This is a genomic window from Ruegeria sp. BG8 (assembly GCF_056538325.1).
The window spans coordinates 123985-148895 of the sequence record NZ_JBQFSZ010000002.1 but is presented as its reverse complement, the minus strand read 5'-3'; the positions used below and the strand labels follow the sequence as shown (position 1 = coordinate 148895).

Sequence of the window (24911 nt, the reverse complement as noted above, 5' to 3'; positions counted from 1 at the left end):
GGCTTAAACTTAGCGCAAATTGTTCAGCGAGCGATTTCCCAAGTTTTACCCAAGGCTGCCGCCGCGCCAACAATCGCGCCTGCAAAACCCAGCGCCATCATGACAAAACCCAGCGCAATACCTGTGGGCGCTGAAGTCGTCAGTGCCAAGAGCATCGCCAGAACCAGACCAGCCAAACCGAGGATGGTAGAATAGGTTGTTAAACGGTTCATTTTGCTCTCCGGCGTCTTCGGCTTCATCCATAGGAATATGGAATGCGAAGCCCCGCCTTCAAGAATCGACCCCCAACAGACCGGCGCGTTTACGCCTGTTTTGCCTGCGAATTAGGCGTTTCTGCCGTGAAATGCTCAAATCCGGGCGTTCCGCGATCTTCAGGATGGCGCATAAGGTGCTTTGCTTTGATCTGGTCAGAGTTATCCCGGCTACCGTCATGGCTGTACCCCGGCGGTGCAAAACAATAGGCAAGTCGCTGGCGTAGTGTCAGCCCTGGTTGGGTGGCATCCTTCCAGATGCCGACCCATTCGTGAAAGGCGACACGCAGGGGGTTGAATGTTCCGATGTTGTGGACCAGCCCAAAATCAACGCGGTCATTCTCTTGTTCGGGAACAAAAGTGCCAAAGAGTTTATCCCAGACGATAAACACACCCGCATAGTTACAGTCCAGGTAGCGCGCGTTGCGGCCATGATGGGCGCGGTGATGGCTTGGGGTGTTCATCACCGCCTCGAACCAACGCGGCATTTTGCCGATGGCCTCGGTGTGAATCCAGAATTGGTAGATCAGGTTCAGACCTCCCACGAACAGAACCATCGCCGGGTGGAAGCCCAGCAGGATAAGGGGTGCGCGTACAACCATCATGAAGGTGAACGTATAGGTCCAGGTCTGCCGCAGCGCGGTCGTCAGGTTGTAATGCTGCGAACTGTGATGGTTCACATGGCTGGCCCAGACCCAGCGGATGCGGTGGCCAAATCGGTGTACCCAGTAATAGCGCAGATCATCCAGCACAAAGCACAGGATGATCACCGGGATCGAGGTGCCAAGGTTCAGCGGCGTGATCTGCCACAACCACATGAAGAACCCATAGGCGATGAACCCCAGCAAAAAGCCTGAGGCGATGTTGCCCGCGCCCATGACCAATGAAGTTACGGCATCGCGGGTCTCGTACCGCCCGCCTTTGCCTTTGACGGCAATCCACAGGAATTCGGCCAGAATGGCGGCTATGAAGAAGGGCACGGCCCATTGCACGGCGTCGGGGAAGGTGATTTGGTCAGTCATGTGGGGTCCATCAGATGTTCCCAGTGCGGGCGTTCAAAGTCGTCAAGGCGGATGATGGCTTTGGGGGTGCCGAAGTCGTGGAACTGAACTTCGAACCCGTCGGGGTGGTCGATCCGGTCGAAATCCATAAGGTGGCGGGCCACAGTGTCGGCCCCAAAAGACCACAGCAGCCCGTTCCCGCTTTCGGTTCGGACCAAGGCAGAATGTCTGTCATGTGCAATGGTGATGTCGATGATCACATCATCGGGCGCATGACGCAGCCATTCCGAGCGCGCAGTCTCGGGCGTCAGCTCGCGCATCCGCGACCGTCCAGTTAAATGCAACAGCACTGTTACGCCGACGATACCGCCGACGACCAGAACCAACAGTATGTCCAGTGGCATTCCATCCTCCTGCAGTCAAACTGCAAAGAGGATGGGTATCTGTCAAAGGTGGCGTCGCGTCAGTTTCGCAATACGCGGTTACTTGGACCTCTGCTTTGACCTGCGGTACGTTTTGATTTCCGTGAACGAATTATTCCGTCATCGTGAAAGTGATAGAGTCACCTTTGCCACGATCCCGCGTAAAGGTGGCCTGGTTGCCTTCAACCGACACTTTCTGACAGTCTTCGGGCAGTTGATTTTCGCCGATTACGATGTTGCGGCACCAATACCGTTTGTTCCAAGCCCAGGCCCCAACAACCTTGGCATTGTCGCGACCAACGCCCGAGATTTTGCCATCGGCAGAAATGATGAACCATGTATCGCCGCTTACCAGTTTCTTACCGGCTACGGATTCGAGGAACTTATCTTTTTTCTTTACGTCTTTAGCTTCGGCGGGATCTGCCAGCGAAAAGATGCAGGCAGCAGCGGCGACAACATAAGCTATGGTCTTCATAAGAAAATCTCCCGGTTTTAAACGCCGGGAGATTACCACGATTCGATGATTTCAGCCGAAAATTCTCAGCTTTCACCCGCCACGAGAGCGCCAACAATCGCCTTCGCGCTATCCGAGTTCCACTCGGCATCACCGATCAAGCGGGCGATTTCGTCACCGTTGGGGTCAAGGATTACGGTGATTGGCAGGGCAATGACACCGAACTCACGCGCTACGGCAGAACTTGCGTCCTGATGGCGGGGCAGGTTGTTGATACCGTTCTCCTCGAAGAACTTCTTGATGCCTGCGGGTGAGTTGCGGCCGGTGGCCAGTGTGACAACCTCAAACTTGTCACCGCCGAACTCTTCCTGAAGCTCAGCGATCTGAGGCATTTCCTTGCGGCAGGGGGCACACCAGGTGGCCCAGAAATTCACCAGAACATATTTGCCTTTGTAATCGGCCAGCGTCGCGGTGCCGCCGTCATCTTCCAACTGGAACTCGATAGCCGCTTTGGGCTTGGGCTCTTTATGCAGGATCAGACGCTTGAGCGTCCCTTCTCGCAGTGGTTTCAGAGTTTCTACATCCGCGGCCAAAGCCGCATTTGCACCCAGCGCAAGGGCCATATAAAGGGGGATCAGACGAAATAGGCGCATATCAACTCCGGGTTTTCTTACATGACCGATCAATCCTCGAACCAGATGTGGGGCGGCCGCTTTGCCGCCGGTCCTGACGCGATCATGGAGGCGATCAACGCCTCGATCGGGTTCGATCAGCGGATGGCAGCCCAGGACATCGCAGGCTCGCGCGCCCATGCCGCCATGTTAGCGGCCACAGGCGTCATAAGTGATAGTGATGCAGAAGCTATTCGGGAAGGGCTGCTCACAGTCTTGTCAGAAATTCAATCCGGTTCGTTTCAGTTTTCGACTGCGCTTGAGGATATTCATATGAATGTCGAAGCGCGGCTGAAAGAGGTGATTGGCGAACCCGCTGGTCGTTTGCACACCGGACGTTCCCGAAATGACCAGGTGGCGACAGATTTCAAACTGTGGGTGCGCGATCAGTTCGATGCGGCGGAAACCGGCCTGCTGGCCCTGATCCGTGCGCTTTTGGCGCAGGCTGAGGCGGGGGCCGATTGGGTCATGCCCGGCTTTACCCATCTGCAGACCGCGCAACCGGTCACATGGGGCCACCACATGATGGCTTATGTCGAGATGTTTGGTCGCGACCTGTCCCGCGTCCGCGATGCACGCGCCCGGATGAACGAATCCCCTCTTGGTGCCGCCGCGCTGGCGGGCACGTCTTTCCCCATCGATCGTGCAATGACGGCTGAGGCGCTGGGATTCGACCGTCCCGCCGCGAACTCGCTGGACGCCGTCAGCGACCGTGACTTTGCGCTGGAGTTCCTTTCCACCGCCTCGATCTGCGCCGTTCATCTGTCGCGCTTTGCCGAAGAATTGGTGATCTGGTCCTCGGCGCAATTCCGGTTCGTGACGCTGTCGGATCGGTTCTCGACCGGCTCGTCGATCATGCCTCAGAAGAAAAACCCCGACGCGGCCGAGCTGATCCGCGCCAAAGTTGGCCGTATCTACGGCGCGAACACCGCGCTGATGATGGTGATGAAGGGCTTGCCGCTGGCCTATTCCAAGGACATGCAAGAAGACAAGGAACAGGTGTTCGACGCTGCCGACAACTGGATGCTGGCGCTGGCGGCGATGGAGGGCATGGTCAAGGACATGACCGCCAACCGGGAAAGCCTTGCAGCGGCTGCCGGGTCGGGTTTCTCGACCGCGACCGATCTGGCCGACTGGCTGGTGCGAGTGCTGGGCCTGCCGTTCCGCGATGCTCATCACGTCACTGGATCGCTGGTCGCTATGGCCGAGACCAAAGGCTGCGATCTGCCCGATCTGACGCTGGATGACATGCAATCCGTGCACTCGGATATCACAGATGATGTCTATTCTGTCCTAACGGTCGAAAATTCGGTAAACTCACGCCAATCCTATGGTGGCACTGCTCCCGATCAGGTGCGTGCGCAGATCAAGCGATGGAAGGCGCAGGTGTGATGCGAGTCTTGCGATTTGTGGTAATAGTGTCGGCCGGATTAGCCTTGGCCGGGTGCGGCGCAGATGGCGAACCTATTCAACCCACTATGAGCGCCAATATCGGTGTCGGAAGCAGCGGAGCCTACGGCGGCGTGGGCGTTGGCCTGCAGCGTGGTGGGTTGGGTATTTTCCTTGGGCTTTGAGGGTTGATACCCTCAAGCTCAAAAGGACCGAGCCCGCAGCCGTTTCTAACTTTACGATGAGATTGAAATGAGAATAGCTGCCTTTTTTGTTGCGCTGTGTGCCCTTGCTGCTTGTGACCCTTCGTACCAACCGCGCCCAGAGCCGGAAACGAGTTCCGGCGGGTCGGGTATTTCGATTTCGGGGTATGGACGGATTGGCGTGTCGACTGTTCGTTAACGCGATGTCGCGAATCCATTGATCCAAGGGGCGTTTTTGGTCTAAGCGCGCAGTCATGGATCACTTTCTCTACCGCGACGGCGCGCTTTACGCCGAGGATGTCCCGATATCTGAGATCGCAGCTGCGGTCGGAACCCCTTTCTATGTGTACTCGACGGCGACACTTCTGCGGCATTTCAAGCTGTTTGATGATGCGCTGGAGGGGACCGAGCATTTGGTCTGCTATGCGATGAAAGCGGCCAGCAATCAGGCGATCCTGAAAACGCTGGCGCAGGCCGGGGCCGGTATGGACGTGGTTTCGGGCGGTGAATACCTTCGCGCCAAAGCCGCAGGTGTGCCAGGCGACAAGATCGTGTTCTCGGGCGTGGGCAAAACGGCGGATGAAATACGCACAGCGCTAACCGGCGGTATCCGCCAGTTCAACGTGGAATCCGAGCCCGAGATGGAAGTGATCAGTGCCGTAGCCACGGAATTAGGCGTGGTTGCACCGATCACCGTCCGTGTGAATCCCGATGTGGACGCCAAGACTCATGCCAAGATCGCGACCGGAAAATCCGAAAACAAGTTCGGTATCCCGATCTCGCGCGCTTCTGAGGTTTATGCGCTTGCGGCCAGCTTGCCGGGGCTCGAGGTAATCGGGATTGACGTCCATATCGGCTCGCAACTGACCGAGCTTGAGCCGTTTGAGTTAGCCTATCGTAAGGTCGCTGAATTGACCGAGCAGCTGCGCTCCGAAGGCCATGATATCCGACGTCTGGATCTGGGCGGAGGTTTGGGTATTCCATACACCCGTGCGAATGACGCGCCGCCCTTGCCGATGGAATACGGCGCGCTCATCACGAAAACGCTAGGTCATCTGGATTGCGAGATCGAGATTGAACCCGGCCGCCTGATCGCAGGCAACGCGGGGCTGATGGTATCCAAAGTTATCTACGTGAAGTCAGGGGAAGACCGTGATTTCCTGATCGTAGACGGTGCGATGAACGACCTGATCCGTCCGGCCATGTACGAGGCGCATCATGATATCGTCGCAGTCGTCGAACCCTCACCAGGTATCGAACAGCGCCCCTACGACATTGTTGGGCCGGTCTGCGAATCTGGGGATACCTTTGCCAAGGGCCGCAACATGCCCCCGCTTGCTGCGGATGATTTGATCGCATTCCGAAGCGCGGGTGCGTATGGGGCCGTCATGTCCAGCGAGTACAATACGCGGCCTCTGATCCCCGAAGTTCTGGTGAACGGGGATCAATTTGCAGTTATTCGTGAACGCCCAAGCTTTGACGAAATCATAAACCGCGATACCATACCCTCGTGGCTTTGACGCGATAGGCGCGCGGGCCTGATCAGGAGGCCCGCCTTTATGGCTAAACAGACCCTGCCGATTCCAAAGTTTTCCCTGCTGTTGACGCATGCGGGGATGCTCGCCGAACGGGTTTGGCGCGCTTTTTGGCCGTTTTTTTCGGGAGTTATGGCGGTTCTGGCCGCCCTGATGCTGGGTTTGCAGGACCTTGTCAGGGTTGAGGTTGTTTGGGGCGTTGCAGCGTTGTCAGTGCTGGCTCTTGTGTTTGCAGCCGTTTTTGGGGCCAGGCGATTCCATCTTCCGACACGCGCCGAAGCGCTGATGCGGTTGGATGAAACCCTTCCGGGTCGACCGATTCAGGCGCTGATGGATGATCAGGCGATTGGCGCGATGGATGCGGATTCTGTTGCATTGTGGCACGCACACCAGACACGTATGGCACAACGCGCAGCGCAGGCGGAACCGGTGAAACCCAATCTTCGCCTGGCTGATCGCGATCCGTTCGCTTTGCGCTATGCTGCGCTGCTGGCGTTGGTAATTGCAGCGTTATTCGGCTCTTTCTGGCGGATCGGTTCGGTGACTGAGATGACGCCGGGGGCCGCCGTGGCAGGGCAGGGGCCCACTTGGGAAGGCTGGGTTGAGCCGCCACGATACACTGGGCTGCCGACGCTTTATTTGGCGGATCAATCAGACCCGACCCTGTCGGTTCCACAGGGCAGCCGCATTACACTGCGCTTTTATGGCGAGGTCGGCGCGCATACGTTGACCGAAACGTCGACGCCTTTGGGCACCGAAGCCGCAGCAGAGCCCGAGCAGGAGTTCGTCGCGGACCGCTCGGGTCTTTTAAAGATTGACGGTCCGGCGGGCCGTGAGTGGGCACTGAGCGTAATCGCTGATACGCCCCCGCAGATCGGCGTTGCCGACGTTGCCGAGTCTGAGGCGGGCGGCCAGATGAAATTGCCTTTTGCGGCAAGTGATGATTACGGCGTCGTTTCAGGTTCGGCATTGATTGAACTGGACCTTGCTTCGGTTGATCGCAGCTATGGTCTGGAAACGAATCCTGAACCGCGCGAAACGATCATTGTTGAGCTGCCGATGCCAATCACCGGCGATCGTGCTGATTTTGTCGAAGATCTGATCGAAGATTTTTCCCAGCACCCTTGGGCGCATTTGCCGGTCAAGATATCGCTTATGGCGCGCGATGCTGCGGATCAGGAAGGTCAGTCAGAACCCTATTTGACGGAACTACCTGCACGTCGGTTCTTTGATCCTTTGGCCGCAGCGGTGATTGAACAACGCCGCGACCTTTTGTGGTCACGGGAAAATGCGACCCGGGTATCTCAGTTGTTGCGGGCTGTGTCGCATCTGCCTGAAGGTTTCTTTAGGTCGGATACCGCATATCTGCGGTTGCGGGTCACTCTGCGCCGGCTCGAGTTGTTCAATCAATACGGGTTGAAACCCGAACAGCAGGAAGAAATCGCGCAGGCATTGTGGGATCTGGCGGTTCAGATCGAAGACGGCACGCTGGCGGACGCACTAGAGCGTATGCGCCGTGCCCAGGAGCGTTTGACCGAAGCGATGCAGAACGGAGCCTCGGACGAAGAGATCGCTGAACTCATGCAGGAATTGCGGGAAGCGACGCAGGAATACATGCGACAGCTTCAGCGTCTGGCCCAGGAAAACGGCGAAGGCGGCGAGAACCGGCAGGGCCAAAACGGCGAGTCCATGCAAATGACGCAAGACGATCTGCAGCGGATGATGGATCGCATTCAGGAGCTGATGGAACAGGGTCGCATGGCCGAAGCGCAGCAGGCGTTGGAAGAATTCCAGCAGATGATGGAAAACATGCGTGTCACGCAAGGTCAGGGGCAAGGTCAACAATCCGAAGGCCAACAGGCTATGGAGGGCTTGGCCGAAACGTTGCGCGAACAGCAAGGCTTAAGCGATCAGGCATTCCGCGATTTGCAGGAACAATTTAATCCCGGTGCCCAAGCGGGCGAAAATCAGGGCAACGAAGGGCGCAACGGCGGTCAAGGCCGTGGTGAAAGCCACGAAGGTCAGGGCGGTCAGGGCCAAGGTTCTGATCAGGCCGGTGAAGGCCAACAAGGTCAGGGATCACTGGCTGACAGACAGCAAGCCCTGCGGGATGAGCTTGGTCGTCAACAGCAAAACCTGCCCGGTGCTGGAACCCCGGAAGGTGAGGCCGCACGGGACGCGTTGGGCCGGGCGGGTCGCGCAATGGACGAGGCTGAGCAGGCCTTGCGCAATGATGATCTGGCCGAAGCCATCGACAATCAGTCCGAGGCCATGGAGGCCTTGCGCGAAGGTATGCGTTCTTTGGGCGAAGCATTAGCCCAGAACCAACAGAACCAGCCGGGTCAGGGCGCGCAAGAAGGTGATATGCAGGCCAATAACCGGGACCCATTGGGGCGCAACCCCGGGTCTTCAGGGTCGATCTCGACCGATGACAACCTGCTTCAGGGTGAGGATGTGTATCGTCGTGCGCGGGAACTGCTGGACGAGATCCGTCGCCGCACGGGCGAATCTGATCGTCCCGAGGTCGAGCTGGAATACCTCAAGCGTTTGCTGGAGCGGTTCTGAACTGAAACCTTAGTTCTGCGACCCACCCGATCCTGACTGCGCCTCGAGCCACAGCCGGGCCTGATCGACCACGGATACATACCCCTCAAGAACCGGCTCGGCCTGAGGAACGGCCTCAGATATCTGTTGGGCGTTTCCGTAGATCAGGAACAAGATGACGCCAATGATGATGGCGATCAGAAACCCACGCCGAAATCCACCGCTGGACCGTCGCGGCAGCGGCTGAACTTCTTCCTGTGTCGGAGCGGCTTCGGTACTGCGCAGGCTTGAATTGATCGCGTCAACATCGGGTAGGTCATCTGACTGCGCGGCGTCTTTTTCAGCTTCGGCTCTGGTCAGCTCCTTGATCCGCTGCTCTGGATCAGGGGCAGGGGGTGCTTCCAGCGCCAAGTCCGGTTGCGTCTCCAGACTTTCGGCTTCTTTCGCGCGCAATTGCGCCTCGCGTTCGGCCTCTTCCTTCAGAATGCTGGCGACGTCGGGGTCGACATGGGCCGATGGCGAAGCCTCGTCTTTCTGATCAGGATCCGGTTTCGGCGGAAACGGTGGGGTCGGAACTGGCTCGGGCTCGGCAGCCGGTTCCATTTCGGGCTGCGCTGCTTCTGGTTCTGTAGGTTCGGGCTCAGGGGTCTGAGGTTCTGTTTCCTCTGGTGCGGCAGCAGCCTCAGGGTATTTGCTCTGAAACCATGTCTTTTCGCAGTTCGAACACTGCACATCGCGCCCCTCTTCGGGGATGACCTCGTCTGGAACCTCGTACTGGGCACTGCAATTTGGACATGTAAGACGCATGCTGCCTCCCGGCCATGGCGTTGGCCTGATAATAGTTTTTTCAGAAATGATATTCCGTTAAGACCTGACAGCAAAGGGTGTTTTCGGTTTCACGGCCTAAGTGTCACCAATTCGACCCGGTGCAGGCATTGAAACCGTGGCGACGCTCGGGCAAGAAGAGCGGCAATCAAATTGGGGGCTCCTGTGATCGAGCTGGAAAACGTCAGCTATACCTACGGTGGTGACGCATTGCTGAGCGATGTGTCCCTGCAAATTCAGCCCGGATCCTTCCATTTTCTGACCGGACCTTCGGGGGCGGGTAAGACGACCTTGCTCAAGCTGTGTTACGGCGCATTGTTGCCAACCTCGGGTCGGATGATCGCGTTTGAACAGAACATCGCGGATCTGGACCGGGACCAAATGGCCCTGCTTCGGCGTAGAATTGGCGTCGTGCACCAGGACTGCCGGTTTCTGGATCACATGACGCTGGCCGAAAACGTGATGCTACCCCTGATGGTTTCCGGGCGCGCCGAAGCAGCGCAGCAGAGCGACCTGACTGAACTTATGGGTTGGGTCGGATTGGCTGCCAGACAGGAGGCCCTGCCGCCCGAGCTGTCCGGCGGTGAACGTCAACGTGCAGCCCTGGCGCGCGCTGTCATCCTGTCACCGGATGTTGTGTTGGCGGACGAGCCGACCGGTAACGTGGATTGGGAAATGTCTCAGCGGTTGCTGCGCCTTCTGGTCGAGCTGAACAAGATGGGCAAAACCGTCCTGATCGCAACCCATGATCTAAGCCTGATCCGGGCGGCCAAAAGCCAGGTTCAGGCGCGCGTTCTACGAATTAACCAACGACAGGTTCAACTGGCAGGGGCAGACCTATGAGCGAGGGAACCATCCGAAATCTGTTAAAGCGGGACTCGCGTGCGGATCGTGTCGTTCCACCCACCGGCTATACGGCACAGCTGACCCTTTTCGTGTCCGGGGCTATGGCCTTTTTGGCGGTGTTTGCGCTGGCCCTGTCTTTGGCGTCGGGGCGGTTGGCAGATCGTTGGGCGACAGAACTCGCGGGGGCTGCAACGTTGCGCATCAATGCGCCGGCAGATCAATTGCAGGCCCAGACGCAGGCGGCGCTGACCGTGTTATCGCAGACGCCTGGTGTCGCATCGGCACGTGCGCTTTCGTCTGATGAACAAATCGCGCTTCTATCCCCGTGGTTTGGGTCCGACTTGCCGTTGGAGACACTTCCGATCCCTCAACTCATCGAAATCATCGAGGGTGAGCCGGGCATGGATGCCGCCGGTTTGCGTTTGAGGCTAGGTGCCGAAGTTCCCGGTGCCGTTCTGGATGACCATACCCGCTGGCGCGAACCTCTGGTCGACGCGGCGACGTCACTGCGCAGATTGGGTTGGGTGTCTATCCTGCTGATCGGCGGAGCAACCGCTGCCATGATCACGCTGGCCGCGAATGCGTCACTCGCCGCCAATGCGCAAATCATCGAAGTTCTGCGCCTTGTCGGCGCGCGCGACCGGTTTATCGCCAGCGCGTTTGTCCGACGTTTTACCTATCGCGCCTTCTTTGGGGCCGTGGTCGGAGTGGTTCTGGGTATGACAGGTGTTTTGTTGCTACCCGAGGCCTCGGATGAGGGTGGCTTTCTGACTGGGCTGGGTTTTCAGGGTGTCGGTTGGCTATTACCCGCCCTGATCCCGGCACTGGGGGCAATGGTCGCGTTTCTGGCGACGTGGACGGCCGCCAGCCGCAAACTAAAGGAGCTTTCGTGATGCTGACAGCGATTCAATGGGTTCGCTCTTTGGTCTTCATGATCGTGATCTATGTATGGATGCTGATCCTTGGCATCGTGTTCGCGCCCTATGCAATATTCGCGAAACAGGGCGCGCGGAAAGCCTGCAAAACATATGCGCGTACAACCATGTGGCTGGCACGTTGGATGGTTGGTATCCGATGCGAGGTGCGTGGAACCGCACCGGTGGATGAAGTTGTCGTGGGCGCGAAGCACCAGTCGTTTTTGGATATCATCATGATCTTTAACGCGATGCCGCAGGCCAAGTTCATCATGAAGCGAGAACTCATGTGGACCCCGATCATCGGCGTGTACGCGCGTCGTTTGGGCTGCATCCCGGTCGATCGCGGGAAAAAGGGTGCGGCTGTGGCAAAGATGGTCAAGGACGTTGCCAAAGAGTTCGCCGAACCCGGTCAGCTGGTTATCTATCCGCAGGGGACACGCGTCGCTCCGGGTCTGCAGAAACCCTACAAGGTTGGAACCGCCGTTTTGTACGAGGGGCTCGGCTTTCCATGCGTGCCAGTTGCAACGAACGCTGGCGTGTTTTGGCCGCGCACTGGGGTCATGCGTAAGCCGGGTTTGGCGATCGTGGACTTTCTTGACCGGATCGAGCCCGGGGTCGAACGGGCTTCGTTTTTGGAACGCCTTGAGGGCGTGATCGAGGACCGCTCGAATACGCTGATGAGAGAAGTGGGGTTTGATCCTGATGGAATTCGTTGAGGATATCGAAACGCTCGAAGGGCTCTATGGAACGCCCGCCGCGCCCGCTCTGCGCAAAGTCGCATATCGGATGACGCCGCTTTATCGAAAGTGGATCATGGCGTCACGGCTCTGTGTCCTCAGCACTGTGGGCCCAGAAGGCGTCGACGGCAGCCCGCGTGGCGATGATGGCCCGGTTGTACTAGAGCTGGACGAACAAACGCTGGCTTTGCCGGACTGGCGTGGAAACAACCGGTTGGACAGTCTGCGCAATGTCGTGCGGGATCCACGCGTCGCGTTGATGTTTGTCGTGCCCGGCTCAAACACTGTTGTGCGGCTTAACGGGTCCGCGCGTCTGACAGCAGATGAAGGGCTCAGGGATCGGTTTTCTAAAGGCGGCAAACGCCCGGCCACTGTGATCGTTATTGAAATCTCGGAAATCTACACCCAATGCGCCCGTGCGCTGATGCGCGCACGAACATGGACGAGCGGAGATGAAACCGCCCAATTGCCCACGGTCGGAGAGATTCTGGCAGAGGCATCAGAGGGTGAAGAGGGCGGTGCGCTTTATGACAGGGAATGGGGCGCGCGCGCTGCGAAGACGATGTGGTAACAATTCTCGGTATTTTTTGTGATTGTTTCCGCATTGATCCCTTAATTTCGCCACGATTGTACTGTTCATTCACGCCAACCGGGTGCAGTCAAGGTGGTCATTCATGCAGAGTTTAGAAGCCCTTCTGAACAGGTTCCTGTCGCATACGCGCGAGGTACTTCTCACTCCTTTCGATTCAAGTGACAGAGTTTACCTCCTCTATCTGATCACTTCGATGCTGATCGCATTCCTTATTTACCGGCGCGTTCGCCGGTCCGAAAATGTAGAGGGTACAGACTCTTTTCTACAGTTTCTTTTCCCGAAAAAAGTCTGGTCTCATCCCTCTGCGTGGTTAGATCTACGCTATTTCTTTTTCCACAAACTAATCGGCCATTTCCTGTTGCTCGGGCTGGCTGGGGCAACCGGAGCCGTTGTTTTCAAATGGGTAACCGGTGGTCATTCGGTACTCGCCGTCGCAAACAACTCACCGCTTGAGGGGTGGGTTGGCTTTCTTATCGCATCAGGCTTTATGTTTGTTGCTATGATCGCAGGCGATTTCGTCAATTACTACGTCCATTATCTGCAGCACAAGGTTCCAATTCTCTGGCAGTTTCATAAGGTTCACCACTCGGCCGAGGTTATGCACCCTTTGTCCAACTACCGTGAACACCCGGTGGACAATTTACTCTACTTGCTTGCTAACGGTGCCATCTACGGCATGGTGGCTGGCATTGGCTTCAACATCTTAGGGTATACACCGTCGATGCCTTCTCTACTTGGTGTGCCCTTTATGATGTTTCTATTCAATCTGGTGGGCTACAACCTGCGGCATTCGCATATCTGGCTGCGTTGGCCGGGCGTGTGGTCCAAGGTCTTCCCTTCTCCGGCACATCACCATGTGCATCATAGCTGTCACCCGGATCACCTGGACAAAAACTTTGCTTTCATGTTCCCACTTTGGGACGTGGTTTTTGGCACCTATGAGATGCCGGAAGACAATCGTGACGTTAAGTTCGGTGTAACAGAAAAAGACCGGGGCCATGAACTTGATACTTGCTGGAAGCTGTATTCTGTTCCGGTCAAGGATGCGTGGCGTATTCTGACGAACAAACCGCAGGATGAGACTGCGTCGCCTGAGGAAGAAAAAATACATCCAGCAGAATGAAAAAGACGAACCCAGCAAGGGTTCGTCAATCTTTACACTGGGTTTAGCTTCAATCAGCTGTGGATCGGGCCGTCGCCACAGGCCAGCGCGGCTTCGCGCACCGCTTCGGAATATGTCGGGTGCGCGTGGCAGGTCAGGGCCAGATCTTCGGCAGACGCGCCAAACTCCATCGCCACGCAGACCTCGTGGATTAGATCGCCCGCCGCAGGGCCGATGATATGTGCGCCCAGAATGCGGTCGGTGTCCTTGTCAGCCAGAATTTTTACAAAACCGTCAGCGGCAAAATTCGCCTTGGCGCGGCCATTGCCCATGAACATGAACTTACCCACCTTGTAGGCGCGGCCAGCAGCCTTGAGCGTCTCTTCGGTTTCGCCCACATTGGCAACCTCGGGCCAGGTATAGATCACTCCTGGAATCACGCCGTAATTCACGTGGCCATGCTTGCCGGCGACCTGTTCAGCGGCTGCCATGCCCTCATCCTCGGCCTTGTGGGCCAGCATCGGGCCTTCGGTCACGTCACCGATGGCATAGATGCCGGGTACATTGGTTTGCCAGTCACTGCCGACCTTGATCTGACCGCGCGGCGTCATCTCAACGCCCAGAGCCTCAAGCCCCAGCCCGTCCGAGAAGGGCTTGCGCCCGGTGGCGACCAGCACGGTGTCGGCGTCGATCACGTGCTCGCTGTCATCCTTGCGCAGTTTGTAGGTGACTTTGGCCTTGGTCTTGGTGGCTTCGGTTTTCTGAACCGCAGCGCCCATGACAAAGTTTAGCCCCTGCTTTTTCAGGATACGCTGGAATGTCTTCTGAAGCTCGGGGTCCATGCCCGGCGTGATCACGTCGAGGAATTCGATCACCGTTACCTCGGCGCCCAGGCGTTGATAGACCGAGCCCAATTCCAACCCGATCACGCCCGCGCCGATGACGACCATCTTTTTCGGGATCTTGCCCAGTGACAGCGCCCCTGTCGAGGTCACAACGACCTTTTCATCCACTTCGACACCGGGCAGCGAAGCAGGTTCCGACCCCGACGCGATGATGATGTTCTTGGCGGTATGGACCTCATCACCGACCTTGACCTGACCGGCGGCGGGGATCGAGCCCCAGCCTTTCAGCCAATCGATCTTGTTCTTCTTGAACAGGAACTCGATGCCCTTGGTGTTGCCTTCGATCGTTTCCTCTTTGTAGGCCTGCATCTGCTTCCAGTCGACAGAGGGGCTTTTGCCCTTGAGGCCCATCTTGGCAAAGTTATGCTCGGCCTCGTGCAGTTGATGGCTGGCGTGCAGCAGGGCCTTGGACGGGATACAGCCCACGTTCAGGCAGGTACCGCCCAAGGTGTCACGCCCTTCGACAACGGCGGTTTTAAGGCCCAGCTGGGCGCAGCGGATGGCACAGACATAGCCGCCGGGGCCGGCTCCGATTACGATGACGTCATAGCTGGACATAGGGCACTCCTTGGTGTGTCTTGGCCGCGCCTTTCAAGACGCGGCAATTCAGGCTCTACAGAGCTTGCAGGTAAAGATAAGCCGTCGCGAGAAATCCTACCAGCCAGACAATGGTGCGCAGGAACGGAACGGGAATGGCGAACGCGTAAATCGGCACAAAGGCGATCCGGGCGATCAAAAACAACTGTGCGGCAAACAATGTGCCACCTGTAAAGGCGTCCTTGGCGGACAGGATCAGAATGGCAGGGGCAAACAGCGCCATTGCCACGACAGAGTTGGTCAGTGCGCGCTCGACACGACCGGCAACCCCGGTCAGCGGTGGCATATCATCCCGTGCGCCACCCAAGGTCATAAGCCCGACCTGCGACATGGCGGTCAGGACATTAACCAGAATGACCACGATTACGACGAGGCCATATAGTGCCAGAATTGAAAGCTCGGAAGACATCATAGGTATCCTTTTATCAATCAGAGTCCGGTCTTGCGATTAGCATTCGCACTGGTCGAGCGCAGGTCAGGTTCACGCGCATGTGCTATCCCGTGTGCCGAGGTGGGCCCGGCACACAGGTAAGTTTCGTGTCAGACGGGCTCCAGCAGTTTCACCTGGATGTGGGCGACGCCGCCGCGCTCGTGGTGCATTGCCAATTCCTGGGATTCCAGAAATCGGCGAGCTTTGTCCAGATCGCGCACTTCGAACATGGCTATGGCATGGTCGCGCTGATCGGGGTCGCGCCAGACATGCAGGTCATGAATACCTGCCGCCTTGCGCGCGGGTTGATCTTCGCGAAACACAGTGAGCCAGGCATTGAAATCGGCCACATCGGCCTGCCAGAGAACATGGGTTGCCATTATTACAGGTCCATCAACAGACGACGTGGATCTTCCAGCGCCTCTTTCACGCGCACAAGGAAGGTCACCGCGCCTTTGCCATCAACGATCCGGTGGTCATAGGACAGCGCCAGATACATCATCGGACGGATCACCACCTGACCATTGATCGCCATCGGGCGATCCTGGATCTTGTGCATCCCCAGAATACCCGACTGCGGGGGGTTCAGGATCGGCGAGGACATCAGCGAGCCATAGACACCACCGTTCGAGATGGTGAAGGTGCCGCCCTGCATTTCCGCCATCGACAACTTACCGTCACGGGCGCGTTTGCCTTTCTCGGCGATGGCTTTTTCGATCGCCGCAAAGGACATGCTGTCAGCATCGCGGATGACCGGAACCACCAGACCGGTCGGCGTGCCGGCGGCCACGCCCATATGAACGAAGTTCTTGTAGACAATGTCGGTGCCGTCGATCTCGGCGTTCACCTCGGGCACTTCTTTCAGCGCGTGGCAGCAGGCCTTGGTGAAGAAGGACATAAAGCCCAGACGCACGCCGTGCTTCTTCTCGAACTGGTCCTTATACTGGCTGCGCAGTGCCATCACCTCGGTCATGTCCACCTCGTTATAGGTGGTCAGCATGGCGGCGGTGTTCTGGCTGTCTTTCAGACGCTTGGCGATGGTCTGGCGCAGGCGAGTCATCTTGACCCGTTCCTCGCGCGCTGCATCGTCGGCGGCCACAGGCGCTCGCGGCGCAGGGGCCGGTGCCGGAGCGGTAGCAGGTGCGGGCGCAGCCGCGGTGGCGACGGCGCGGGCAACGTCTTCTTTCATGATGCGACCGTCACGGCCTGTGCCGGTGACCTGACCTGCGGCCAGACCAGCCTCGGCCATCGCCTTCTCAGCAGAGGGCGCGTTGGCCACGTCCTTGCCGGTGGCCGCGGACGCCGGGGCCGCTGCTGCTGCAGGGGCCGCCGCTGGGGCTGCAACAGCACCCGAACCCGAGATGACAGCCAGCTTGGCCGTTGCATCCACGGTTGTACCCTCGGGTGCTACGATTTCAGCCAGCACGCCAGCCGCCGGGGCCGGAACCTCGACCGAGACCTTGTCGGTTTCCAGTTCACACAGCATTTCGTCCTGCGCGACGGCGTCGCCCACTTGTTTGAACCACGTCGAAACAGTCGCTTCGGTCACGGATTCGCCCAGCGTGGGCACCATCACATCAACGCTGTCACCTGATGCTGCCGCAGGGGCCGCCGCCGGCGCTGCCGCCGCCGCTGCCGGAGCAGGGGCAACGCCTTCGCCCGCAGTAATCGTGGCCAACAATGCATCAACGCCAACGGTTTCGCCTTCGGCGGCGACGATTTCACCCATCACACCCGCGGCAGGGGCAGGCACTTCGACGGTGACTTTGTCTGTCTCCAACTCGCACAGCATCTCGTCGACTGCGACCGCGTCACCGGGTTTTTTGAACCAGGTGGCGACGGTGGCTTCGGTGACCGACTCGCCCAGCGTGGGAACACGAACTTCAATGGTCATCATTACTTTCCTTCAATGCTCAGCGCTTCGTTCACCAGCGCTTCTTGTTGGGCTTTGTGTTGGCTGGCCAAACCCGTCGCGGGCGAGGCCGAAGTTGCGCGACCAACATAACGGGGCCGTGTGTTTTTGGCCTTAATGCGGGTCAGAACCCATTCAATGTTGGGTTCGATAAAGGTCCATGCCCCCTGGTTCTTGGGCTCTTCCTGACACCAGACGATCTCGGCGCCTTTGAAACGCTCGAGTTCGTTGATGAGAGAGTGGGCTGGGAACGGATAGTATTGCTCGATCCGCATCAGATAGATGTCGTCGATCCCGCGCGCATCGCGTTCTTCCAGTAGGTCGTAGTAGACCTTGCCCGAACACATCACCACGCGCTTGATCTTCTTGTCGGCCACCAGCTTGGTGTCAGAGTTCCCCTGTTGTGCGTCGTCCCATAGAACCCTGTGGAAACTGGACCCGGTGGTGAACTGGTCCGCAGTGCTGACGGCCAGCTTATGACGCAACAACGACTTGGGCGTTACCATGATCAGAGGCTTGCGGAAGGTCCGGTGCAACTGACGGCGCAGGATGTGGAAATAGTTCGCAGGCGTCGTACAGTTCGCCACAATCCAGTTGTCCTGACCGCACATCTGCAGGAACCGCTCAAGCCGCGCCGAGCTGTGTTCAGGGCCTTGCCCTTCGAACCCGTGCGGCAACAAGCAAACCAAGCCGGACATCCGCAGCCATTTGCTTTCGCCCGAACTGATGAACTGGTCGAACATGATCTGCGCACCGTTGGCAAAGTCACCAAACTGCGCTTCCCATAGGGTCAGTGCATTGGGTTCGGCCAGCGAGTAGCCATACTCAAACCCCAGCACGGCATATTCGCTGAGCATCGAGTCGATGACTTCGTAGTGCGATTGTCCTTGTCGAATGTTGTTCAGCGGATAGTACCGTTCTTCGGTTTCCTGATGCACAAACCCCGAGTGGCGCTGAGAAAACGTCCCGCGTGTTGCATCCTGACCTGACAAGCGCACCGGATACCCTTCGGTCAGCAAAGACCCGAATGCCAAAGCTTCGCCGGTTGCCCAGTCGAAACCCTTACCCGTTTCGAACATCTGCTTTTTATGTTCCAGCAGACGGGCAACAGTTTTGTGGACGGCGATATCTGCTGGTGCATGGGTCAGCGCGTTGCCGACCTCGGCCAGTGTTTCCGGCGTAATGGCGGTGTCGCCACGCACGTATTCGTCCTTGTTTCTGTCCAGATGTGACCAGCGCCCATCCAACCAGTCGGCTTTGTTGGGCTTGAAGTCCTTACCAGCGTCGAACTCATCGTTCAGATGAGCCTGGAACGCGGCCTTCATATCCTCGATCTCACCTTCCGGGATCAGGCCGTCCTTCACCAGACGTTCCGTGTACAGTGACAGGGTCGTCTTATGCGTCTTGATCTTCTTGTACATGATCGGGTTGGTGAACATGGGCTCATCGCCCTCATTGTGACCAAACCGGCGGTAGCAGAAGATGTCGATGACCACGTCCTTGTGGAACTTCTGACGGAACTCGGTCGCGACCTTGGCTGCGTGAACCACGGCCTCGGGGTCGTCACCGTTCACATGGAAGATCGGCGCTTCGACCATCAACGCGATATCGGTCGGATATGGGCTGGAACGCGAGAAGTGCGGTGCAGTGGTGAACCCGATCTGGTTGTTCACAACGATATGCATGGTGCCGCCGGTCTTGTGACCGCGCAGACCAGACAGGCCGAACCCTTCGGCAACAACACCCTGACCGGCAAAGGCGGCATCGCCGTGCAACAGGATGCCCATTACAGCCGTGCGATCCTTGTCGTTCAACTGGTCCTGTTTTGCACGGACCTTGCCCAGAACCACAGGGTTCACCGCCTCAAGGTGCGAGGGGTTCGCTGTCAGAGACAGGTGTACGCTGTTGCCATCAAACTCACGGTCACTGGACGCACCGAGGTGGTATTTCACGTCACCCGATCCATCTACGTCTTCCGGTTTAAAGCTGCCGCCCTGGAATTCGTTGAAGATGGCCCGGTACGGCTTGCGCATCACGTTGGCCAGAATGTTCAAACGGCCCCGGTGGGGCATCCCGATCACGATGTCGCTGACACCCAATGCACCGCCGCGCTTGATGATCTGTTCCATCGCGGGGATCAGAGCCTCTCCACCGTCAAGACCGAACCGCTTGGTGCCCATGTATTTGACGTGCAGGAATTTCTCGAAACCCTCGGCTTCGACCATCTTGTTCAGGATCGCCTTGCGACCTTCCTTGGTGAACTGGATTTCTTTGCCGTAGCCTTCGATCCGCTCTTTCAGCCACGCGGCCTCTTCCGGGTTCGAGATGTGCATGTACTGCAATGCAAAAGTACCACAGTAAGTGCGCTTCACGATCTCGACGATCTGGCGCATGCTGGCCATCTGCAGGCCCAGTACGTTGTCGATAAAGATCGGCCGGTCCATGTCAGCGTCAGTGAACCCATAGGTCTTGGGGTCCAATTCCGGATGCGTGCTGGCCGCGCGCATGCCCAACGGATCGAGATTAGCGGCCAGATGCCCCCGGATCCGATAGGCGCGGATCAGCATCAGTGCGCGCAGGCTGTCCAGCACCGCGCGTTTGATCTGGTCGTCGCTGACCTCGACCCCTTTTGCAGCGGCCTTGTCCTTGATCTTGTTGCCCGCCGCCTTGGCATCAATCTCGGCCCACTCGCCCGTAAGTGCCCCGGTCAGATCGTCCGTCGGCATCGGAGGCCAGTCGGTCCGCGCCCAAGACGGGCCTTCGGCCTCTTTCTGCACGTCAGGCGTTGCATCGCCCATTGCCTTGAAAAACTCGGCCCAGGCCGCATCTACAGCGCCTGGGTTCTTGGTGTACTGGGCATAGAGCTGCTCCAGATACTCTGCGTTATGCCCCTGCATGAAGCTTGAGGCATGAAACTGGTCGTTGGGCGAGTGTTCGGTCATGGGATTACCTCTGTTGGGTTGGGACCGTATTGATTGGTGCCTGGTTCACTGGGGCGGGTCAGCCACCACAAAACCAGGAGGGGCGACACCACCAGAACCAGTAGTGTCGGAATAACAAGAAGCAGCGTGGCACGGGTAAACAGGATATCCAGGCTACCCCCGTGCTGGAAATGAGACGCAAGGCCGATGCCAAAGATCAAAACCCCCACGGCCCCGATGATCAGCAAAATCGGGAGCAAAGCGTAAAACCCGCTGCGTCCGGTATCGTGCATCCGGCGAAACGCTGCGGCCAGATGCGGAAAAAACACAATCGCGCCGACAATGGTCTGCACAGGGCCAGAGGACGTGGCGGTCACAGATTTGGTCGTTTCGGTTTCTGTAGTGGCGACCTGAGTGAAGAACTTGAGGTCGATTATTCCGGCGATGATGCTCCAGATCACGATGAAAAGGAAAAAGAACCAGTATTCGGGCCGCGAAGCACGACCCGTGAAGGTGAAGAACTTGGAGAAACAAGTGCGGATGGCGTCGGAAAAGGTCATTGTTCCGTGTTGATTCATCCCTTACCCCCTAGTTGCTGGACGCACAGTCAAAAATTGACTGACGACGCTCAAATAGAAGGAATGAGTTGCCGATAGCGCTGTCCGAAACAAGCCTTGGGGAACCTTCAAACTGTGTGCACCAGAAGTCGGCCGCTGTTTGCAGTTCCTCATTATCAACACGAATGCTCAAGTAAGTGAATGATATGCGGTCTTGTCCCAGTGTTTCTGTCGAACCGCCTGTCACACTGGGAATGGCTCGAACGATGAATTGATCCGACGGTGTTTTGTTGGAAGCTTCGGCGCCCGCCGTGCCACTTGAGCAAGCAAGCGCGACAATGAAGCCCGCCCGCCCCAGAGGACGGGCGCTTCGCAACCACCCCAGATAGGGTGCTGCCCTCAGCACATATGCGCAGGGGGCAGACATAGCCTAACCAATCGCTTCCAGCACAGCCTCACCCAGCGTCGCGGGGCTTTCTGCCACAACGATACCGGCCGAGCGCATGGCTTCGATTTTGTCCTCTGCACCGCCTTTGCCGCCGGCGACGATTGCGCCTGCGTGGCCCATGCGGCGGCCCGGAGGGGCCGTGCGGCCTGCGATGAAGCCAGCAACCGGCTTTTTACGGCCCTTCTTGGCCTCATCCGCCAGGAACTGTGCTGCTTCTTCCTCGGCCGAGCCACCGATCTCACCGATCATGATGATCGAGTGGGTCTCGTCATCGGCCAGGAACCATTCCAGCACGTCGATATGCTCGGTTCCTTTGATCGGGTCGCCGCCGATACCCACGCAGGTGGATTGGCCCAGACCCACATCGGTGGTCTGCTTGACGGCCTCATAGGTCAGGGTGCCCGAGCGCGAAACAACGCCGACCGAGCCGCGTTTGTGGATGTGGCCGGGCATAATGCCGATCTTGCAGGCGTCGGGTGTGATGACACCGGGGCAGTTCGGCCCGATCAAGCGCGAGCTTGAACCTTCCAGCGCGCGTTTGACCTTCATCATGTCCAGCACTGGGATGCCTTCGGTGATGCAGACGATCACTTCCATCTCGGCATCAATCGCTTCGAGGATCGAGTCCGCTGCAAAAGGCGGTGGAACATAGATCACCGAGGCGTTGGCTTCGGTCACATGCTTGGCCTCGTGGACCGAGTTGAACACGGGCAGGTCAAGATGTGTTTGCCCGCCTTTGCCGGGGGTCACGCCGCCGACCATCTTGGTGCCATAAGCAATGGCCTGTTCGCTATGGAATGTGCCCTGCGAGCCGGTAAAGCCCTGACAGATCACTTTGGTATTTTCGTCGATGAGGACTGCCATTTGGCGTTCTCCTTTTTTTGGCGGGCCTCGGCCTGCCAGAATTCTTCGGAAAGGTGTGCCGAAGCGCACCCTACGGAATTGGGATTAGCCTTTGACGGCCTTCACGATCTTCTCGGCGCCGTCTTTCAGGTTGTCCGCCGCGATCACGTCCAGGCCAGAGGTGTTGATGATCTCTTTGCCTTTCTCAACGTTCGTGCCTTCCAGACGCACGACCAGCGGAACCTGCAGGCCGACCTCTTTCACCGCGGCAACCACGCCCTCGGCGATGACGTCACAGCGCATGATGCCGCCGAAGATGTTGACCAGAATGCCTTTGACGTTGTCGTCCGAGGTGATGATCTTGAACGCTTCGGTCACTTTTTCTTTGGTCGCGCCACCGCCTACGTCGAGGAAGTTGGCCGGCTCGGCCCCATAGAGCTTGATAATGTCCATCGTGGCCATCGCCAGACCGGCGCCGTTCACCATGCACCCGATCTCACCGTCTAGCGCGATGTAGTTCAGGTCGTATTTCGAGGCTTCCAGTTCCTTGGGGTCTTCCTCGGTCGTGTCGCGCAGCTCCGCGATGTCGGGGTGGCGGTAGACCGCGTTGCCGTCAAAGCCGACCTTGGCGTCCAGAACTTTCAGGTCACCCTTGTCCGAGATGATCAGCGGGTTGATCTCCAGCATCTCCATATCCTTCTCGACGAAGGCGTTATAGAGCTGGTTCATCAGCTTAACGCATTGCTTGACCTGTGCACCTTCCAGTCCCAGCGAAAAGGCGATGCGGCGGCCGTGATAGGCCTGATAACCGGTCGCGGGGTCCACCGAGAACGAAAGGATTTTCTCTGGTGTGGCTGCGGCCACCTCTTCGATATCCATGCCACCTTCGGTCGAGCAGACAAAGGAAATGCGGCTGGTCTGGCGATCCACCAGAAGCGCCAGGTACAGTTCGCGTTCGATGCCCGATCCGGCCTCAATATAGATGCGGTTGACCTGCTTACCTGCGGGGCCGGTCTGATGCGTCACCAGGGTGCGGCCCAGCATCTTTTTGGCTTCTTCTGCCGCTTCTTCCACCGATTTGGTCAGACGGACACCGCCCTTTTCACCGGCGTCGGCCTCTTTGAAAGACCCCTTGCCGCGTCCACCTGCGTGGATTTGTGCTTTGACAACCCATAAGGGGCCGTCCAGTTCACCGGCTGCGGTTTTGGCTTCCTCGGCGCGCAACACGGCGCGTCCATCGGAGACCGGAGCGCCATAGCTGCGAAGAAGAGCTTTGGCCTGATATTCGTGAATGTTCATCGAAATATGTCCCGTCTGACTACGATTACACCTTTATAGGGGGGTCTAGGGGACAAGTTTAAAGGCTTTTTTGACGTCGAAGCGCTTTTTCACGAAGATTTTCACTATTTGTGATCACGCATTTTTTGGGTGTGATCACAAAACTTGAGTTGCTGCTTTGTGTTGATTCGGCACGGAATTCCGACCTTGGAATGTAATGTGTCGGAAGCTAGCGCTAACCTTGGCAGAGCTTAGCAGCCGCTTTTTAGGTGACAAGGTTGATTTGCATAACTTGTCGTGTGCGTCGTTTGGATGAATTTGCCCGGCGGCAGGTCTACTGGTGCTTTGTTTCGGGAAGATGCCGCTCTCAGATAAACAAAAACCCGGCCCCTTTTTGCAAGGAGCCGGGTTCATCAGTTCTATGCAAAAGCTCAGGCCAAAGAGCTGTCGATACCCTTACAAGCCTCGATCAGGCCTTTTACGGCGTTGACCGAGTTATCGAACCCGGCTTGCTCTTCTGCGTTGAGTTTGATGTCGACGATGCGTTCGATGCCGCCAGCGCCGATAACGGTGGGTACGCCGACATACATGCCTTCGACACCCAGTTCACCGTCACAATAGGCAGCACACGGCAGAACGCGTTTCTGGTCTTTCAGGTAGGCTTCGGCCATTTCGATCGCCGAAGTAGCCGGAGCGTAGAAGGCCGATCCGGTTTTCAGCAGGCCAACGATCTCGGCACCGCCGTCACGGGTGCGCTGAACGATAGCGTCCAGTTTCTCTTGTGTGGTCCAGCCCATTTCAACCAGATCGGGCAACGGGATACCGGCAACGGTCGAGTAACGAACGGACGGCACCATCGTGTCGCCGTGACCGCCCAGAACGAATGCAGTGACATCGCGCATAGAGACGTTGAATTCTTCCGACAGGAAGTGGGCAAAGCGACCCGAGTCCAGAACGCCTGCCATACCGCAGACCTTGTTGTGGGGCAGGCCTGAGAATTCGCGCAGTGCCCAGACCATCGCATCCAGCGGATTGGTGATGCAGATGACAAACGCGTTGGGCGCGTTGGCGGCAATGCCTTCACCCACGGATTTCATGACCTTCAGGTTGATGCCCAGCAGGTCGTCGCGGCTCATGCCCGGTTTGCGAGGGACACCGGCTGTGACGATGCAGACATCCGCGCCTGCGATGTCTTCATAGGACTGCGTGCCTTTCAGCTTGGCGTCGAACCCTTCCGAGGGACCGGATTCTGCGATGTCCAGCGCCTTGCCTTCGGGGGTGCCTTCGGCGATGTCGAACAGGACAACGTCACCGAGTTCTTTCATTGCTGCGAGGTGGGCGAGCGTGCCGCCGATCTGACCTGCGCCGATCAGCGCGATCTTGGGTCTGGCCATTTGGATTATCTCCGGTCGGTTTTGAAATCGCGGTTTTGCTAGTCGTTAAATGCGTTTCTTGCAAGTGTCCTGCGGCGCGGCATGCAACCGCATACTGTTTGCTCTCTCCATTGTGATTGCGCTAAATGGCCTAGCAC

At 57.8% G+C, this 24911-nt stretch carries 24 protein-coding genes; 9 read left to right on the top strand and 15 right to left on the bottom strand.

Annotated features, from left to right (window positions below; translation table 11 throughout):
- Window positions 1-23: 23 nt before the first annotated feature.
- The 5 genes from ACR0DG_RS05960 to ACR0DG_RS05940 all read right to left on the bottom strand — a co-directional run bounded on the left by ACR0DG_RS05960 (window position 24) and on the right by ACR0DG_RS05940 (window position 2781).
- Window positions 24-212, bottom strand: coding sequence for a hypothetical protein (locus ACR0DG_RS05960; protein WP_480695290.1), 189 nt, complete (start codon window positions 210-212; stop codon window positions 24-26).
- An 89-nt stretch (window positions 213-301) separates the two neighbouring features.
- The gene (locus ACR0DG_RS05955; protein ID WP_480695288.1) at window positions 302-1273 is read right to left on the bottom strand and encodes a sterol desaturase family protein; all 972 of its coding nucleotides are present in this window, start codon (window positions 1271-1273) and stop codon (window positions 302-304) included.
- Window positions 1270-1656, bottom strand: a complete 387-nt coding sequence (locus ACR0DG_RS05950; protein WP_480695286.1) for a hypothetical protein — start codon at window positions 1654-1656, stop codon at window positions 1270-1272. The genes ACR0DG_RS05955 and ACR0DG_RS05950 overlap by 4 nt, the downstream gene beginning before the upstream one ends.
- A 130-nt stretch (window positions 1657-1786) precedes the next feature.
- The gene (locus ACR0DG_RS05945) at window positions 1787-2149 is read right to left on the bottom strand and encodes a hypothetical protein (RefSeq protein ID WP_480695284.1); all 363 of its coding nucleotides are present in this window, start codon (window positions 2147-2149) and stop codon (window positions 1787-1789) included.
- Between the two features lie 65 nt (window positions 2150-2214).
- Window positions 2215-2781: a TlpA disulfide reductase family protein gene (locus ACR0DG_RS05940; protein WP_480695282.1), complete on the bottom strand. Its 567-nt coding sequence runs from the start codon at window positions 2779-2781 to the stop codon at window positions 2215-2217.
- 21 nt (window positions 2782-2802) lie between these two features.
- Between ACR0DG_RS05940 and argH the strand changes: the two genes are divergently transcribed.
- The 4 genes from argH to ACR0DG_RS05920 all read left to right on the top strand — a co-directional run bounded on the left by argH (window position 2803) and on the right by ACR0DG_RS05920 (window position 8491).
- Window positions 2803-4191 carry an argininosuccinate lyase gene (argH, locus tag ACR0DG_RS05935; protein ID WP_480695280.1) on the top strand — a complete coding sequence of 463 codons (1389 nt, stop codon included), beginning with the start codon at window positions 2803-2805 and terminating at the stop codon, window positions 4189-4191.
- Complete coding sequence (locus tag ACR0DG_RS05930) at window positions 4191-4373, top strand: argininosuccinate lyase (RefSeq protein ID WP_480695278.1); 183 nt, start codon at window positions 4191-4193, stop codon at window positions 4371-4373. Before argH ends, ACR0DG_RS05930 begins: the two co-directional genes overlap by 1 nt.
- Before the next feature lie 272 nt (window positions 4374-4645).
- The gene (gene lysA, locus ACR0DG_RS05925) at window positions 4646-5911 is read left to right on the top strand and encodes a diaminopimelate decarboxylase (protein ID WP_480695276.1); all 1266 of its coding nucleotides are present in this window, start codon (window positions 4646-4648) and stop codon (window positions 5909-5911) included.
- A gap of 39 nt (window positions 5912-5950) precedes the next feature.
- The gene (locus ACR0DG_RS05920) at window positions 5951-8491 is read left to right on the top strand and encodes a TIGR02302 family protein (protein ID WP_480695274.1); all 2541 of its coding nucleotides are present in this window, start codon (window positions 5951-5953) and stop codon (window positions 8489-8491) included.
- Window positions 8492-8500: 9 nt separating this feature from the next.
- Here the strand turns inward: ACR0DG_RS05920 and ACR0DG_RS05915 are convergent, their stop codons facing one another.
- Complete coding sequence (locus ACR0DG_RS05915) at window positions 8501-9277, bottom strand: zinc-ribbon domain-containing protein (RefSeq protein ID WP_480695272.1); 777 nt, start codon at window positions 9275-9277, stop codon at window positions 8501-8503.
- Between the two features lie 183 nt (window positions 9278-9460).
- On the opposite strand from ACR0DG_RS05915, the gene ACR0DG_RS05910 reads away from it, so the two are divergent.
- The 5 genes from ACR0DG_RS05910 to ACR0DG_RS05890 all read left to right on the top strand — a co-directional run bounded on the left by ACR0DG_RS05910 (window position 9461) and on the right by ACR0DG_RS05890 (window position 13510).
- Complete coding sequence (locus tag ACR0DG_RS05910) at window positions 9461-10138, top strand: cell division ATP-binding protein FtsE (RefSeq protein WP_480695270.1); 678 nt, start codon at window positions 9461-9463, stop codon at window positions 10136-10138.
- The gene (locus ACR0DG_RS05905; RefSeq protein WP_480695268.1) at window positions 10135-11034 is read left to right on the top strand and encodes a cell division protein FtsX; all 900 of its coding nucleotides are present in this window, start codon (window positions 10135-10137) and stop codon (window positions 11032-11034) included. Before ACR0DG_RS05910 ends, ACR0DG_RS05905 begins: the two co-directional genes overlap by 4 nt.
- Entirely contained in the window at window positions 11034-11774 is a 741-nt protein-coding gene (locus ACR0DG_RS05900) for a lysophospholipid acyltransferase family protein (protein ID WP_480695266.1), read from the top strand. Before ACR0DG_RS05905 ends, ACR0DG_RS05900 begins: the two co-directional genes overlap by 1 nt.
- Window positions 11761-12366, top strand: coding sequence for a pyridoxamine 5'-phosphate oxidase family protein (locus ACR0DG_RS05895; protein WP_480695853.1), 606 nt, complete (start codon window positions 11761-11763; stop codon window positions 12364-12366). The genes ACR0DG_RS05900 and ACR0DG_RS05895 overlap by 14 nt, the downstream gene beginning before the upstream one ends.
- A 103-nt stretch (window positions 12367-12469) precedes the next feature.
- The gene (locus ACR0DG_RS05890; protein WP_480695264.1) at window positions 12470-13510 is read left to right on the top strand and encodes a sterol desaturase family protein; all 1041 of its coding nucleotides are present in this window, start codon (window positions 12470-12472) and stop codon (window positions 13508-13510) included.
- Window positions 13511-13563: 53 nt separating this feature from the next.
- Here ACR0DG_RS05890 and lpdA read toward each other — a convergent pair whose 3' ends face one another.
- The 9 genes from lpdA to mdh all read right to left on the bottom strand — a co-directional run bounded on the left by lpdA (window position 13564) and on the right by mdh (window position 24774).
- Window positions 13564-14952: a dihydrolipoyl dehydrogenase gene (lpdA, locus tag ACR0DG_RS05885; protein ID WP_480695262.1), complete on the bottom strand. Its 1389-nt coding sequence runs from the start codon at window positions 14950-14952 to the stop codon at window positions 13564-13566.
- 55 nt (window positions 14953-15007) lie between these two features.
- On the bottom strand, window positions 15008-15400 hold the full coding sequence (locus tag ACR0DG_RS05880) for an MAPEG family protein (RefSeq protein ID WP_480695260.1): 393 nt from the start codon (window positions 15398-15400) through the stop codon (window positions 15008-15010).
- A 131-nt stretch (window positions 15401-15531) separates the two neighbouring features.
- Window positions 15532-15801, bottom strand: a complete 270-nt coding sequence (locus tag ACR0DG_RS05875; RefSeq protein WP_480695258.1) for a hypothetical protein — start codon at window positions 15799-15801, stop codon at window positions 15532-15534.
- Between the two features lie 2 nt (window positions 15802-15803).
- The gene (gene odhB / locus ACR0DG_RS05870) at window positions 15804-17315 is read right to left on the bottom strand and encodes a 2-oxoglutarate dehydrogenase complex dihydrolipoyllysine-residue succinyltransferase (protein ID WP_480695256.1); all 1512 of its coding nucleotides are present in this window, start codon (window positions 17313-17315) and stop codon (window positions 15804-15806) included.
- 2 nt (window positions 17316-17317) lie between these two features.
- Entirely contained in the window at window positions 17318-20275 is a 2958-nt protein-coding gene (locus tag ACR0DG_RS05865; protein WP_480695254.1) for a 2-oxoglutarate dehydrogenase E1 component, read from the bottom strand.
- Window positions 20272-20832 carry a DUF805 domain-containing protein gene (locus ACR0DG_RS05860; RefSeq protein WP_480695252.1) on the bottom strand — a complete coding sequence of 187 codons (561 nt, stop codon included), beginning with the start codon at window positions 20830-20832 and terminating at the stop codon, window positions 20272-20274. Before ACR0DG_RS05860 ends, ACR0DG_RS05865 begins: the two co-directional genes overlap by 4 nt.
- Window positions 20833-21241: 409 nt before the next feature.
- A complete protein-coding gene (gene sucD / locus ACR0DG_RS05855; RefSeq protein WP_480695250.1) occupies window positions 21242-22123 on the bottom strand; it encodes a succinate--CoA ligase subunit alpha in 882 nt (293 codons plus the stop codon).
- A gap of 84 nt (window positions 22124-22207) precedes the next feature.
- Window positions 22208-23401 carry an ADP-forming succinate--CoA ligase subunit beta gene (gene sucC, locus ACR0DG_RS05850; protein WP_480695248.1) on the bottom strand — a complete coding sequence of 398 codons (1194 nt, stop codon included), beginning with the start codon at window positions 23399-23401 and terminating at the stop codon, window positions 22208-22210.
- 410 nt (window positions 23402-23811) lie between these two features.
- Complete coding sequence (mdh, locus tag ACR0DG_RS05845) at window positions 23812-24774, bottom strand: malate dehydrogenase (RefSeq protein ID WP_480695246.1); 963 nt, start codon at window positions 24772-24774, stop codon at window positions 23812-23814.
- Window positions 24775-24911: the final 137 nt, after the last annotated feature.

What these genes read in the sequence shown, in the direction of transcription:
- ACR0DG_RS05960 (WP_480695290.1), bottom strand. Translation starts at nt 212, where the DNA reads ATGAACCGTTTAACAACCTATTCTACCATCCTCGGTTTGGCTGGTCTG.
- ACR0DG_RS05955 (WP_480695288.1), bottom strand. Translation starts at nt 1,273, where the DNA reads ATGACTGACCAAATCACCTTCCCCGACGCCGTGCAATGGGCCGTGCCC.
- ACR0DG_RS05950 (WP_480695286.1), bottom strand. Translation starts at nt 1,656, where the DNA reads ATGCCACTGGACATACTGTTGGTTCTGGTCGTCGGCGGTATCGTCGGC.
- ACR0DG_RS05945 (WP_480695284.1), bottom strand. Translation starts at nt 2,149, where the DNA reads ATGAAGACCATAGCTTATGTTGTCGCCGCTGCTGCCTGCATCTTTTCG.
- ACR0DG_RS05940 (WP_480695282.1), bottom strand. Translation starts at nt 2,781, where the DNA reads ATGCGCCTATTTCGTCTGATCCCCCTTTATATGGCCCTTGCGCTGGGT.
- argH (WP_480695280.1), top strand. Translation starts at nt 2,803, where the DNA reads ATGACCGATCAATCCTCGAACCAGATGTGGGGCGGCCGCTTTGCCGCC.
- ACR0DG_RS05930 (WP_480695278.1), top strand. Translation starts at nt 4,191, where the DNA reads ATGCGAGTCTTGCGATTTGTGGTAATAGTGTCGGCCGGATTAGCCTTG.
- lysA (WP_480695276.1), top strand. Translation starts at nt 4,646, where the DNA reads ATGGATCACTTTCTCTACCGCGACGGCGCGCTTTACGCCGAGGATGTC.
- ACR0DG_RS05920 (WP_480695274.1), top strand. Translation starts at nt 5,951, where the DNA reads ATGGCTAAACAGACCCTGCCGATTCCAAAGTTTTCCCTGCTGTTGACG.
- ACR0DG_RS05915 (WP_480695272.1), bottom strand. Translation starts at nt 9,277, where the DNA reads ATGCGTCTTACATGTCCAAATTGCAGTGCCCAGTACGAGGTTCCAGAC.
- ACR0DG_RS05905 (WP_480695268.1), top strand. Translation starts at nt 10,135, where the DNA reads ATGAGCGAGGGAACCATCCGAAATCTGTTAAAGCGGGACTCGCGTGCG.
- ACR0DG_RS05900 (WP_480695266.1), top strand. Translation starts at nt 11,034, where the DNA reads ATGCTGACAGCGATTCAATGGGTTCGCTCTTTGGTCTTCATGATCGTG.
- ACR0DG_RS05895 (WP_480695853.1), top strand. Translation starts at nt 11,761, where the DNA reads ATGGAATTCGTTGAGGATATCGAAACGCTCGAAGGGCTCTATGGAACG.
- ACR0DG_RS05890 (WP_480695264.1), top strand. Translation starts at nt 12,470, where the DNA reads ATGCAGAGTTTAGAAGCCCTTCTGAACAGGTTCCTGTCGCATACGCGC.
- lpdA (WP_480695262.1), bottom strand. Translation starts at nt 14,952, where the DNA reads ATGTCCAGCTATGACGTCATCGTAATCGGAGCCGGCCCCGGCGGCTAT.
- ACR0DG_RS05880 (WP_480695260.1), bottom strand. Translation starts at nt 15,400, where the DNA reads ATGTCTTCCGAGCTTTCAATTCTGGCACTATATGGCCTCGTCGTAATC.
- ACR0DG_RS05875 (WP_480695258.1), bottom strand. Translation starts at nt 15,801, where the DNA reads ATGGCAACCCATGTTCTCTGGCAGGCCGATGTGGCCGATTTCAATGCC.
- odhB (WP_480695256.1), bottom strand. Translation starts at nt 17,315, where the DNA reads ATGACCATTGAAGTTCGTGTTCCCACGCTGGGCGAGTCGGTCACCGAA.
- ACR0DG_RS05865 (WP_480695254.1), bottom strand. Translation starts at nt 20,275, where the DNA reads ATGACCGAACACTCGCCCAACGACCAGTTTCATGCCTCAAGCTTCATG.
- ACR0DG_RS05860 (WP_480695252.1), bottom strand. Translation starts at nt 20,832, where the DNA reads ATGAATCAACACGGAACAATGACCTTTTCCGACGCCATCCGCACTTGT.
- sucD (WP_480695250.1), bottom strand. Translation starts at nt 22,123, where the DNA reads ATGGCAGTCCTCATCGACGAAAATACCAAAGTGATCTGTCAGGGCTTT.
- sucC (WP_480695248.1), bottom strand. Translation starts at nt 23,401, where the DNA reads ATGAACATTCACGAATATCAGGCCAAAGCTCTTCTTCGCAGCTATGGC.
- mdh (WP_480695246.1), bottom strand. Translation starts at nt 24,774, where the DNA reads ATGGCCAGACCCAAGATCGCGCTGATCGGCGCAGGTCAGATCGGCGGC.